General features: G+C 63.2%; 11 protein-coding genes. 3 read left to right on the top strand and 8 right to left on the bottom strand.

Translation table 11 applies throughout. From position 1 onward, the window contains the following. Positions 1–29: 29 nt before the first annotated feature. The gene (locus DQP58_RS08010) at positions 30–1,388 is read left to right on the top strand and encodes an alpha/beta hydrolase family protein (protein ID WP_112707905.1); all 1,359 of its coding nucleotides are present in this window, start codon (positions 30–32) and stop codon (positions 1,386–1,388) included. Positions 1,389–1,495: 107 nt separating this feature from the next. Here the strand turns inward: DQP58_RS08010 and DQP58_RS08005 are convergent. The 8 genes from DQP58_RS08005 to DQP58_RS07975 form a co-directional block, all read right to left on the bottom strand. After that, a protein-coding gene (locus tag DQP58_RS08005; RefSeq protein ID WP_112707935.1) for an IS3 family transposase occupies positions 1,496–2,613 on the bottom strand; the annotation gives its coding sequence in 2 pieces (ribosomal slippage) (positions 1,496–2,346 and positions 2,346–2,613; 1,119 coding nt in all). A gap of 338 nt (positions 2,614–2,951) precedes the next feature. After that, a complete protein-coding gene (locus DQP58_RS08000; protein WP_112707904.1) occupies positions 2,952–4,295 on the bottom strand; it encodes an adenylate/guanylate cyclase domain-containing protein in 1,344 nt (447 codons plus the stop codon). A 69-nt stretch (positions 4,296–4,364) separates the two neighbouring features. Then, on the bottom strand, positions 4,365–5,948 hold the full coding sequence (locus DQP58_RS07995; RefSeq protein ID WP_112707903.1) for an AMP-binding protein: 1,584 nt from the start codon (positions 5,946–5,948) through the stop codon (positions 4,365–4,367). A gap of 38 nt (positions 5,949–5,986) precedes the next feature. Beyond that, positions 5,987–6,775, bottom strand: coding sequence for an alpha/beta hydrolase (locus DQP58_RS07990; protein ID WP_240629628.1), 789 nt, complete (start codon positions 6,773–6,775; stop codon positions 5,987–5,989). Between the two features lie 50 nt (positions 6,776–6,825). Further along, the gene (locus DQP58_RS07985; RefSeq protein WP_165827824.1) at positions 6,826–7,656 is read right to left on the bottom strand and encodes a methyltransferase domain-containing protein; all 831 of its coding nucleotides are present in this window, start codon (positions 7,654–7,656) and stop codon (positions 6,826–6,828) included. A 299-nt stretch (positions 7,657–7,955) separates the two neighbouring features. Beyond that, positions 7,956–9,527 (bottom strand): GMC family oxidoreductase, encoded by a 1,572-nt coding sequence (locus tag DQP58_RS07980; protein ID WP_205869369.1) that lies wholly within the window; start codon positions 9,525–9,527, stop codon positions 7,956–7,958. Between the two features lie 48 nt (positions 9,528–9,575). After that, a complete protein-coding gene (locus tag DQP58_RS26755) occupies positions 9,576–9,734 on the bottom strand; it encodes a hypothetical protein (RefSeq protein WP_165827823.1) in 159 nt (52 codons plus the stop codon). A 193-nt stretch (positions 9,735–9,927) separates the two neighbouring features. Then, positions 9,928–10,584 carry an SDR family oxidoreductase gene (locus DQP58_RS07975; protein ID WP_240629626.1) on the bottom strand — a complete coding sequence of 219 codons (657 nt, stop codon included), beginning with the start codon at positions 10,582–10,584 and terminating at the stop codon, positions 9,928–9,930. Positions 10,585–10,714: 130 nt separating this feature from the next. On the opposite strand from DQP58_RS07975, the gene DQP58_RS07970 reads away from it, so the two are divergent. Together DQP58_RS07970 and DQP58_RS07965 are read left to right on the top strand one after the other, a co-directional pair. After that, a complete protein-coding gene (locus tag DQP58_RS07970) occupies positions 10,715–11,611 on the top strand; it encodes a LysR family transcriptional regulator (RefSeq protein WP_112707900.1) in 897 nt (298 codons plus the stop codon). A gap of 33 nt (positions 11,612–11,644) precedes the next feature. Further along, a complete protein-coding gene (locus DQP58_RS07965) occupies positions 11,645–12,232 on the top strand; it encodes a TetR/AcrR family transcriptional regulator (RefSeq protein ID WP_112707899.1) in 588 nt (195 codons plus the stop codon). The last annotated feature ends 138 nt before the right edge of the window (positions 12,233–12,370 follow it).

Raw genomic sequence — 12,370 nt, 5'->3', positions numbered from 1 at the left:
CCCAGCACCGCACTCTGAAGGGACCCCCGATGACCGAGGCCAGTCTGCCGCAGAAGCTTTTCGTGACGGCGTGCGCGGTCACCCGAACCACCGATGTGGCGGCCCGCTGGACGGGCGCCGCGCCGTTTCTGCCGGCGCTGTTCGTGCTGCGCTACGCCAACATGGGCGGGCTCGACCACACTGTGTTCGCTGCACAGATCCGCGGCGCCCGGTCCTTCCGTGACGACCGCTGGTGTGGTTACTGGAACCGCATCGCCGAGGACCACGCCCGGCGCGCCTCCGACGTGCTGCGCAGCCTGGCCGGCACCGACTCCGCCGCCGTGCCCGACCTCACCGACCCGAGTCCTGCGACCGCCGGAGAGAACGTCGACGGGCTGACCGAATGGATCGCCCCCGCGGCGGTACTCTTCGCCGACCACGGACCACAGCCGGACGTCCGCGCGCTCACCGCCCTCGTCGACGAGCACGCACCTGCTGGTGATCGCGAGCGAATCGTGTTGGCTTTCAGTGCGATTGACGCGTGGGTGAAGGCCATCACTTACTACCAGGTCAGCGCTTTCCCCGGCCACGACCCTCATCGGATGCGGGCGTATTGGCGTTCACGGCACCTCTTCGACGCTCTGATCGGCGCGGTGGTGCCCACATTGGGTCTGACCGTCGAACACGTCGACATCCCGCTCGCCGACGGGGACACCGTCGGCGGGTACCTCGTCCTGCCGCCCGGGTCGGGGCCGCATCCGGTGGTGCTGACGACCAACGGTCTAGAGGGCACCGTCCAGGAACTCGCGATCCCACAGCTGCGCTACCGCGACTCGCGCATGGCGATGTTCCTGATGGAGATGCCCGGCAGCTACGCCTACACCCATCCGATGCAGCCCGAGTCGGAAGCGGTCTACCACCGGGTCATTGAGCACCTCGCCGCTGACGGGCGCCTCGACGCCGATGGCATCGCGATGGTGGGGGTCAGCTTCGGCGGCTACTGGACCGCACGCCTGGCCGCTACCAACCACCGGCTGGCGTGCGCGATCGCGTGCGGGGCCCCGACGCACGGGTCCTTCCACGGTGGCGCACTGGGTACCCCGCAGATCATCCTGCACGCCCTGGCCAAGACTGTCGGCGCGGCCCACCCGATCGACCTGGTGCGCAAGCTCGCAGCGCTATCCATCCGAGATCTCTACTCGCGCATCGTGATTCCGCTGTTGGTGATCAACGGGGATCACGACACCCTGATGAGCACCCAGGACAGCAGCGACCTCGCCCACGCCGCCGCCAACGCCACCCTGCTGCTCTATCCCGACGACGACCACTGCGCGATGGGCCACTACCGCCAATGGCTGGACTACTCCCAACAGTGGCTTCTCGACCACCTCCCGGTCATCGCGAACTAAGGCGAACCGCGTCACCGAGGAAAGGACTCACTCGTGCTGAACTGCCCATATCGTCTCGCATCCCGAGTTTGAAGCTCTGCTCTCGGCGTGACGGTGAGACGGGGCCCTCAGCGGTGGGTGCACCCAGCGGCGTAGCGGGCCGGTGGTTGGTAGCCCAATGATGAGTGTCGTCGGTGGTGGTTGTAGTCGTGTTTCCAGTCGGCGATGACGACGCGGGCCTGGGCCAGCGACCAGAAGCTGTTGATGTTGAGGCATTCGTCGCGCAGCCGGGAGTTGAACGATTCGACGTAGCCGTTGCGCCAGGGCTCGCCGGGCGGGATGAAGTGCATCGCGACCCGATCTGAAGCCCAGTCGGTCATTGCGCTGCAGGCTAATTCGGGTCCGTTGTCGCATCGCAAGACGGTTGGATAGGTGCCGCGTTGAATGGCCACACGGTCCAGTTCCTCGATCAGGTGATCGCCGGTAATACTGCGCTCCACCATGCCGCCGAGGCATTCGCGGGTGTGTTCGTCGATCATCGACACGATCTTGATCGGACGCCCGTCGGTGGTGACGTCGAACTGGAAGTCCACCGCCCACACCCGGTCGGGCGCATCAGCGAGTACGGTCGGCGGGGCGGTGGAAGTGCCGTGACGTTTGCGTTTGCGCCGCTGCGGAACCCGCAGACCCTCCTCACGCCAAAGACGTTGAATCTTTTTGTGATTCACCACCCAGCCCTCTCCGCGGGCTTCGTGGTAGGCCGGCCGGAAACCACGCCGGGGATACTTCTTGGCGTAGGCCCGTAGCCAGTCCCGCAGGGCTGCGTCGGGATCCTCTGGCGTCGCCGCGGCGGGTGGGTGGCGTTGGGTGGCGCGGTGTTGCCCGCTAACGCGGCAGGCGAACCGCTCGCTGACGCCCAGCACGCGCTGGAGGTGACGAACGGCCGCCCGCCGGCGTTCCGGGCCTAGAAGTTTCCCTTGGCGATCTCCCGCAGCGCGTCCTTCTCCAGCTCGGCATCGGCCAACAACCGCTTGAGGGCGGCGTTCTCGCGTTCCAGATCCTTGAGACGTTTGGCGTCCTCGGCCTTCAGGCCACCAAACTGGTTGCGCCAGCGATGATCGGTGGCCTCGGCGACACCCAGCTCGCGGCACACCGCTGCTGTGTCCTTGCCCTTAGCCAACAGCCGATCGGCCGCGGTCAGCTTGCGCACAATCTGCTCGGGATTGTGCCGTTTCCTCGTCGCCATGATCTTCTCGAGCCTTCCTGCCCACAACGTGGGCCGCAAGACTCTCATAAGCCATGGATCAACCGATCGGGGTCACACCACCCGGTGGGATCGCGCGCTGGTAACGCCGTATTAGTCGCTATTGGGTTCATGAGGCACGCGATCGGGCCCGAGTGTTCATGTCCATACGACTGTTACGGAGGGACCTCAAGGCTTTAGCCATCGCCAACCCGCGGACGGATGGCACAGCAGTGTGGGGAGCACGACGAGCGGACCGGCCTGCGCGTGCACTATGCCGCCCGAGTTGGTGCTGACTGATCAGGGCCCACACGATGACGGGGTCAGCGTCGATGCGACAGTCAGCGGGTGTCGCACACAGCAAGTACGTTCCACCAGCCCGGAACGCCTTTGAGTTCGTGACGCCCGCGCTCATTGAATGTGATGCCCGAGCCAAGCACCAGGGGCGGGATGGCTTCGGAAACTAAGATCTCTTCCGGTCGGGCGAGCGCCATAATCCGCGCGGCGATGTGCACAGCGATGCCATGCACATCATGTCCTGCGATCGCCGCCTCGCCGGTATGCAGGCCGGTGCGTATGGTCAAGCCGACTTCTCGCAGCGCTGCTCGAAGTGCTCGGGCACATGAGATTGCCCGAGCCGGCGCGTCGAAGGTTGCGAAAACACCGTCGCCCGTGAACTTGATGATCGATCCTCTGGCGATTTTGACGTAGGTCTCGACGATGCGGTTATGTTCGCGCAGCGCTGCGCTCCATGCTTCGTCACCAAATTTTGCTGCCAGCGTCGTCGAGTCGACGATGTCGGTGAACAGCACTGTTAGGAGTACGCGATCGCTGGTGAAAACCGCCCTTTTCCCAGTGACGAATGCTTCGATCTCTGTGAGCGCAGCATTGGTCTCGCCCGCGAACCATATGTGGTCTTCACCGTCCAGGATCGTCAAATGTGCATTGGCGATTCGCTCAGCAAGATACCGTCCATGATCGATCCGAACGTGGCGATCACCTTTGCGATGCAGCAGAAGCGTTTTGGTTTGAATCTTTTCGAGCGCTGGTCGTATGTCACTTCGCATGTAGAGCTCATAGATTCGGCCGAAGTAGCCGGGCCCACCGGCAAGGCGCTCACTTCGTGACCACCATCGGCGCCTCGGTCCGTCGTCAATCCACGTTGGCGCTAACAGATCTGCGAGGGCGCCAGTCCCAAAAGCCGCGGCAGCGGCCTTGACGTATTCGCCGAGAGTTGACTCGGGCATACCGTACGGATAATCACATGCCCGGCTGAAACGGGCGAATGCGCTCCATAGGATCAAGGAGCGGATTCGGGCCGGATGGTTCGCGGCCATCAGCATTGCGGGAAGGGCAGATTCGGCAGTCGCGAACACGGATGTGCTTCGACTGTGGGCCGCATTGAGCACTGCGATGAGGCCGTCGGTCCAGGAGTGCATCGCGGGCAAATCTGTGGTCGGCATTGCATCGGAACTGCCGACGCCCAGAAGATCGGTGACGATCAACCGGCTGAACGAGGCCAACCGGCGAAGGTAGGCAGCGACCGAAGGCTCGTCCCAGAGCAAGTCTATCGGATACGCAGCCGTTGGGATGAAGAGCAGATCAGGCCCACGATCGCCGATAATCTGGTAAGCGACGTGCAGGTCACCACTTCGCGCGTAGGCGGTCTCGGGCTTTCGTGTCATGGCTGGATCCCACCGCCGGATGGGTGTGGCGAGCTGGGTGGGGTGACGTGTTGATACTTGAGCTGGATCTCAGTGCTCCCTCAGCTCTTTGCGGAGAATCTTTCCGGATGCCGATTTCGGAATGAATGTGGTGAATTCGACCATACGAACCTTCTTGTATGGAGCGACGCGTCCAGCCACGAACTCCATCACCTCGGCGGCGGACAGCGAAGCGAAGGGTTGGGTGACGACGAAGGCCTTGGGGATCTCCTCGCCGGACTCGGGATGTATGGCTGCGACCACCGCGGCATCCGCTATCGCGGGGTGAGTCAGCAACAGTGCCTCGAGTTCAGCGGGCGCAACCTGATAGCCCTTGTATTTAATGAGTTCTTTGAGGCGGTCGACGATATAGACGCAGCCGTCGGCGTCGACGCAAGCCAGGTCCCCGGTATGCAGGAACCCGTCGTCGTCGATTGCGCTGGCTGTCGCCTCATCGTGGCCGAGATAGCCGAGCATTACATTCGGGCCCTTGATCCAGAGTTCGCCGGGCGCACTAACGCCGTGGTCGGGGACCGCAATCTCGACACCGGTTTCGGGCGTGACGAGCTTGCTTACCGTGTTCGGGAGAGTCCACCCGCAGGAATGCACAGGCGCGACAACGCCTACCGAATCCCGGCCTCGGTCGACCGGCATGCCGTGGCCGGCTCCGCTCAGTTCACTCATTCCGAAGCCCTGCAGCACCGCCACATCAAGTCGCGCACCAACCGCGCGCGCGACTTCCGCGTCCAACGGTGCGGCACCACACATGATGACTTCAAGCGAGGACAGGTCGTAGGAATCCACCATTGGGTGCTTAGCCAGCGCGACGGCCACCGGTGGCACGATGAATGCCTTGGTGCACCGGTGATCCTGAATGGCACCCAAGAACGCGGCCAGGTCGAACGAAGGCATAACGATCAGCTTGGCGCGCGGTACCAGCGAAGCCGTGAGCAGCACCGACAAGCCATAGATGTGAAAGAACGGCAGCACTGCCAGAACTACGTCGTTGGGACCGACGATGTTAAGGGGCTGAACTTGGGCGGCATTGGCTACCAGGTTGCGGTGGGTCAGCATGACACCCTTTGGAAGACCGGTGGTGCCGGAGCTGTAGGGGAGCACCGCCACGTGATCGGCCGGACGAAGGTTCCTGGTGCCAGCGCAGCGAACTGCCGGCCGAAACACGATGTCGACGTCGTCGAGCATGAGCACCTCGCCCTGTGCGAGTCCGATTTGCGCGGAGGCCGTTTCGGCTTTCGCGCGGTGCTCAGCGACAGTCAGCACCATCCGAGCATGTGAATCACGCAACTGCCGTGCGATTTCCTCCACGGTCGACAACACGTTGAATGTGGTTGCGGTCGCCCCTGCTCGCAGGATGCCATGAAACGCAACTGCGAACCCTGTGCTGTTGGGTGAGAGTAGCCCGACCACGTCACCGACGCCGACTCCGCGGGCGACTAGATTCGCGCCGAATGCTTCGATTCGATCAATCAGCTCCCCGTAGTGTGTCGTGGCTCCGGTGGTCGCCTCGACGAGCGCGACGAGCTCGCGCTCGTCGTCGGTGATGCCATCGAACAAGTAGTTGAAGACGGGAATGTCGGGAATGCTGACATCTGGGAAGGGACTGGCGAAGCTCACTGTACTCCAATCTGGTTGCAAATAACTGGGTTTTGGCCTTAGAGCCCTTTACTTGTCAGCCAGGACTCGATGAGTTCGGCCACCGCCCTCCATTGAGGTTCGAGCATCAGTTCGTGTCCGACGCCGGGAATGAGGACCGCTTTGCTTCCGTAGGCCGCGGCGGTACGACGCACGTGTCTTGGTCGATATATTTGGTCGCGCTCTCCGCCGAGCACCAGCATCGGGGCACGGACATTCTTGGTTTTGACAAGACTGCCAACCACAGTGTCGAACATCATCGCCCGTGTGCTGTCGGGTTGGATACGCCGCGTAAAGCTCTCGATGACGCTGTCCGGCGCGTCCCGGCCGAAAAACAGCTCCCGCGCGCCGTCGGACGTGCCTACTAGGTCTAGGGGCTTGGCGGTCAGGGCGAATTTTGTTGAGCGCCAGGGGTGGCGACGTATCATTCGCATTATCGAACCCAGCTGGCCGCCGCGGGGTGGGGTCGAAGCCATCAGTACGGCCGCTGCAGCGTCGTGGTTTTCGAGATACTTCTGCACGACAAAGCCGCCGATGGAATGCCCGACGAGGATGGGCGGCTCTGTGAGCGCGCTGACGACCTGGCAAACATCGGTGACGTAGTCGGCAATCGAACACCAGCGCAGCGACTTGACCAGCGGGCTTTCGCCATGGCCGCGCAGGCTGGGCGCCAACACGCGAAACCCCCGTTCGACGAAGAAAGCAACGAAATTGTCCTGCCAGCACCAGCCGGCATGCCAAGCTCCGTGCACGAAAACGATTGGGTGCAGGCGTTTTTGAGTCTGACTTCCGGTGTCAAGCAATTCCATCATCTTCAACCTGACCTGGTCGCTAGTACGGCGGTTATGGAAGGGGCTCGTCACACTCGAACCCAGGCACATATCTGGGGAACGAACTCGAGCTGACAATCAGACGAGTTCGCCTGGCGCCGAAGCCGATCCAACAAGGTGTCGATCGCCAGTTGATCCGCGGTCATCGCGCCTGCGGCCAGCATGTGCGGAAGTACTTCGCGCGCCAGGCTCACCAACCAGGGCAGCATCTGTGAGTCCGCTGCGCTCTCCACGAGTGTCTCCGTGAACATCGATGGCGCAGATAGCCCCGCTTCGTGGAAGACGCGTACGAACCGTCCGCCGACATCAAACGGCGCGCCTCCCCGTGTGAGCGTGTAGTGCACCGCGTCGTAAACCTTATGCAGTACGGCGAGCCGTGGATTGGACCGAATGCCGCGAGTGGCATCCATCTCGTGCAGCGCTATGACGCCGCCGGTCCGGATGAGCCTACGGGCCATTCGCAGGAAGTCGCTCGGGTCTTTTTGATGAATCAAAACGTACCGACACACAGCAGCGTCGAAACCCGCCGGCCCTTCGTAAGATTGGATGTCGGACTGGACGAACTCGGCATTGGTATGGCGGCGAGCGTGAAACCGGTTCCGTGCGACAGCGATTGCCTCTGCACTCGGATCGATACCGAAGACATAGCCGGTTGGGCCCACCAGATCAGCGAGCAGCAGCGAGACGTCGCCAGGTCCACAGCCGATGTCAAGCACGCGCATACCTCGCTCGATACCTGCGCTCACGAGCAGGCGTTGTGTGATGGGTCGCAACATCTCGGCTTGCCTTATTAGACGGTCGATTTCGGGACGGGAATGACCGAGCAGATAGTCCCGCTCAGGTACCGGCTGACCGGCCATCGAAGGTTCCTTTCTGGGCATTCGGAATGCCGCTGCCTCTGTTGTCGGCACGGCTGCTATGCACTCCGTCGAACGAAATATCGATCGTCATTTCAAATTTCTTCGTGGCTACGCCCTGAAGTGAAGCGTCAGGAAACTCATACGGTCCTTAACGATGTGTGACGTGCACATCCGTGGGGCGGCCAGTCGAGTGGTGACTACACGGGATCAGGCGAGCTCCCACCAATGACAGGAGAGTCGCTCTCTCCCTACGCTTTTCGAGCAAGTGCGGATACACAGTCGTTGGGAGCGGTTGGTTGTCAGATTTTGTATTCGGTGCGGATGAAGTGAGCTGCTTGTTCGCCGACGATGATGCAGGGTGCCATGGTGTTGGCGGTGGTGATGCGCGGCATGATGGAGGCGTCGGCGATACGTAGGTTGCTTACGCCGTAGACGTTGAGTTGGCCGTCGACTACCGACACGGGGTCGCGACCCATCTTGGCTGTGCCTGATTGGTGCCAGTAGGTGGTGACGGCGTTGCGCAGGTAAGTTTCCAGTTCGTCCGCAGAGCTGTTGCCGGGCATGACTTCCCGGGTGACGAAGGGGCGCAGTTTGGCGCTGTTGCCGATTTCGCGCAATGTTTCCACGCAGACGATGGCGGTTTTGAGGTCCTCGGGGTCGGCAAGGGCGTTGGCGTGGATTCGGATGGGGTCGGTTGGGCGGGGTCCCGTGAGCCGCAGCTGACCGCGGCTTTTGGGGTGCGTTGGCGCCCCGAACAGTGTCCATGCGTTCTTGGGAAGGCCGTGTTCAGCGGCGTTTTCGGGAGTGGCTTTGGGGAATGGTCCCAGGCAAGCGAACAAGTCGGGTCCGGTTATGTCTGCGGTTAGCCCGGAATCCCAGAACAGGGCGGCTTGCACTTGAGCGCCTCCCGGGATGGCTTCGGGGAGTTCCCATACACAGTCGAATCCGAAGTGGTCTTGGAAGTTTCGACCGATCCCGGGTAGGTGCTGCACGACCGGGATGCCGACGCGACGCAGTTCGGCCATATCGCCGACACCGGATTGCATCAACACCTTCGGCGTGTGAATGGCGCCCAGCGACAGCACTACTTCGGTGCCAGCAGCCACCCGATGTGTCGACCCGGCGTAGTCGATTTCCACACCGGTTGCCCTAGTGCCCTCGAACATCACTCGTGTCACCAGGGCATCGGTCAGCACCGTCAGGTTCGGGTTGTCCAGGTAGGGTCCGACATAGCTGCGAAAGACTGAGACACGCTGTCCGTCGCGGATACGCATGTCAGTGATCGCGGCGCCGCGGAGCTCTTCCATCAGCCGTCCGTTGGGACTCTGGTAGGTCGGAATGCCGAGCAGCTTGGCGGCCTCCAATACCGCCGGGGCGACCGGGTGAACATCGGCCACCGGTTGAACGAAGATCAGACCGTCACGGCCACGGTGAGATGATTCCCCGGTCCCGTGCCAGTCTTCGATACTGCGGTACAGATCGAGCACCCGTTCGTAGCCCCATGACTTCTCACCGGATTCGGCGGCAAAATAATCCCAATCGCTGCGGTGGCCGCGCGACCAAATCATCAGGTTGATGCTCGACCCCCCGCCCAGCCCCTTGCCCATCGAAAACGGCAGCGCCCGCCCATGGACCCGCTCGTCAGGCTCAGCAGCGAATCCCCAATCACGTTCAGTTCCGAGATTGAGCGGCCACTGGTCGGCTTGCCTCACACTGTCAACCTCATCAGTACCGCCGGCCTCCACCAGCAACACCGACACATCCGGAATCTCGGCGAGTCGACGCGCAACCACCGACCCCGACGTCCCGGCACCACACACGACAAAGTCGTACCGCTGCCCCAACACGCCTGCCACCACAACCTCCTCCATTAAATAACGGACGCTATTCCATTAGAACGTGGCGATCACGAAAAGGGTTCAACTGGAACCAAACTCACAGAAAAGCAGCAGGATAACCAGTGGTGGCCGTGGCCGGAGGGTGACGATGACATTCGTGCGGGCCCAACCGGTCGTGAGAACGCCGAGCACCTCGACCGGCTCGTCCAGAGCGTCATTGACGGCGTTGCTCAGGTTCACAACGGCTGAACTCTCGCGTGCTGCGGATCAAAAGGCGGGGGAGGGCGGGCGTTTGCCGAAGTACAACCAGCCTGCACATTCCCAGACCCGCTGATCTCAGCCCCCGCTGGGCAACCATGTTGAGACCACGTAGGTTTCGGCCCAGGGAAGACGATCGCTGCAGTGCACCGGGTGGGTGGACCACGGCCACCGACTAGACAAGGACGCTGCCGCCGTCGACCTTGACTACCGCTCCGGTGGAGTACCTTTGCTCGATGCAGTATAGGTATGCCCGTGCCACCTCGTCGGTCTCGGCGATCCGACTCAACGGGATCCGTTCCGCCGCAGTCGCGAACAGCGCGTCGCGGTCCTCCACACCCATGTTGTCCCACAGCGGTGAGCGCACCACGCCCGGGGCCACAGCATTCACCCGCACGGGCGCCAGCTCGACCGCCAAAGCGGCGGTCAGCGCGTTCATCGCGCCGCACAGACTTACCGGTAACGCGCCGAATTCCGGCTGCTCGGCGGCCGATCCGCTGGTCAACGTGATCGAACCGTCCGCGGGCAGGCGCGGACCGATAACCCGAACCGCGTTGCACGCGCCGATGAAACGAGTTTTGTAAAAGCCGGCGATAACGTCGGGTGTCAATCCGGCGAGCGACACTGGCTCAAGCGGCTCGCCCGCCGTGTAGACGAGGTGGTTGACCGGTCCGACCCGTTCGGCCAGTCGCTCGATGGACGGGGGGGCGGCGAGGTCAACCGTGGCACCGACGGCGCCGGCGGGCAGCGCGCCCAGCGCGCGCTCCACGCTCGACGCCCGGCGCGAGGCGACGACGGGCGTGGCGCCACGCTCGGCGACCGCCGCGGCCACCGCCAGGCCGATGCCCGACGTCCCCCCGATGATTAGGACACGTTGGTTGCACAAACTCATACATACAGGGTCGAGGCAGGGGCTTCGCTCGTCCAACACCCTTTTAGGCCCGCAGCGATACCCTTTAGGTATGGCCACACTAGATTTGGACATGCGCAAGCTACGCTACTTCGTCGCTGTGGCGGAGGAGCTCAACTTCGGCCGCGCCGCGGCACGACTGCACATCGCACAGCCAGTGTTGTCCCGTCAGATTCGCGCGCTCGAGCACGAGTTGGGAACCACGCTGCTCAATCGGGGAAGCCGTGGGACGACGCTGACCCCGGCGGGGTTGCGGTTACTCGACGACGGTCGTTTCTTGCTCGCGGAAGTGCAGGCGATGCGGCAGCGGCTAGCGCGCGCCGAAGCGCCCGCCGTCGTGGTCACGGTCGGGGTGTTACCCGGGCTGTTGGCTACCGCTGCCGCACGGGCGTTCGAGGCGGGTGACCCGACGCGGCGCACGGTGATCGTGCCGGTGAACTGGAACGAGCAAGCCGAAGTGATCCGCCGCGGCGACGTGCAGGTGGTCTACGCCCGCTCGCCATTCGACTTGTCCGGCCTGGCGACAGCGCCGCTCCTTGAGGAGCCGCGCGACGTAGTGCTGCCCGCCGGTGACCCGCTGGCCGAGCGGCCGTCGGTCTCGCTGGACGATCTGGCGCCGCGGCGATTGCTGCAGAACCCGGCGTCGGTGCCCGAGTGGTATGCCATCGCCAGCCCGGAATTGCGCCGCGCGGCAGTGCAATCGTCGGTCACAGGGGTGGAGCAGAAGCTCGAATTAGTTGCCGCCGGTGCCGGTTTCGCAGTGCTGCCCCGGTCGACGGCCAGATCCTACCGGCGGCCTGACCTGCGGGTGGTGCCGGCCGACGGCCTCGCTCCTAGCCGGGTGGTGCTGGCGTGGGACGCCACAGTCACGGATGCGGCGCGCGACGATTTCATCACAGCCGCGCTCGACTGTGCCAGACAGACCATCGATCCGACCTCGCAAGCGTAGAATATCGATGGTTACACTACAAAGGTATATGTCATGAGATATCCGGCAGACCAAAAGGCGAAGGCGCGCGCCGCGTTACTCCGTGCCGGCATGCGCTCGATGAAGGTCGCGGGCTTCAACGGGATCGGGGTGGACGGGCTGGCCGCCGCGGCGGACGTGACCTCAGGGGCATTCTATTCAAACTTTGCTAATAAAGAAGCGATGCTCGAGGCGATCGTCGAGTCCGCCGTCGGTGAGCCTTTGGTGTCTGACACCGAGCGGGGAACGAAAGCCGAGCGCCGGGCCAAGTTGGAAAACTTTGTGGCGCAATATCTTAGTGCTGACCACGTGGTCAACCCGGGTGACGGGTGCGTGATGCCAACCCTCAGCGCCGATGTGGCGCGCTCGGGAGCACCCGCGCGGGAGGCGTACGAACGCAGAATCGCTGCGATGGCGGCCCGGATGGCAGAGCTTCTCGACGGCGCGGACCGGGAGCGCCGGGCGTGGAGCGTCGTCGCGCTGATGGTGGGGGCGGTCTCGATCTCCCGTGCCATGTCGGACCCCGCCACGCAGGCCGAGGTGCTCGACGCCGCAAATAAGACCGCGGAGAAACTCCTGTCGCCGGGCAAACGACGCAAATGACCGGATGCGGCACGCGGCCTTGGATTGCGTGAAGATGGACCCCAGGACAGCGGCTTTCGGCAAGCGATGATTTTCGTTGCGTGCGCAGGTAATGGCGGCTGCACCGTAGATGCAGTGCTTGCACGCGGCGGCAGGGTC

The organism is Mycobacterium colombiense (assembly GCF_003284975.1).
Taxonomy (GTDB): domain Bacteria; phylum Actinomycetota; class Actinomycetes; order Mycobacteriales; family Mycobacteriaceae; genus Mycobacterium; species Mycobacterium europaeum_A.
Note: the sequence above shows the minus strand (reverse complement) of the source record. Positions and strands in the feature narration are given on the sequence as shown.

Coding starts and splice junctions, on each gene's coding strand:
- DQP58_RS08010 (WP_112707905.1), top strand. CDS start 30: ATGACCGAGGCCAGTCTGCCGCAGAAGCTTTTCGTGACGGCGTGCGCG.
- DQP58_RS07970 (WP_112707900.1), top strand. CDS start 10,715: ATGGCCACACTAGATTTGGACATGCGCAAGCTACGCTACTTCGTCGCT.
- DQP58_RS08000 (WP_112707904.1), bottom strand. CDS start 4,295: ATGACACGAAAGCCCGAGACCGCCTACGCGCGAAGTGGTGACCTGCAC.
- DQP58_RS07965 (WP_112707899.1), top strand. CDS start 11,645: ATGAGATATCCGGCAGACCAAAAGGCGAAGGCGCGCGCCGCGTTACTC.
- DQP58_RS07990 (WP_240629628.1), bottom strand. CDS start 6,775: ATGGAATTGCTTGACACCGGAAGTCAGACTCAAAAACGCCTGCACCCA.
- DQP58_RS07985 (WP_165827824.1), bottom strand. CDS start 7,656: ATGGCCGGTCAGCCGGTACCTGAGCGGGACTATCTGCTCGGTCATTCC.
- DQP58_RS07980 (WP_205869369.1), bottom strand. CDS start 9,527: ATGGAGGAGGTTGTGGTGGCAGGCGTGTTGGGGCAGCGGTACGACTTT.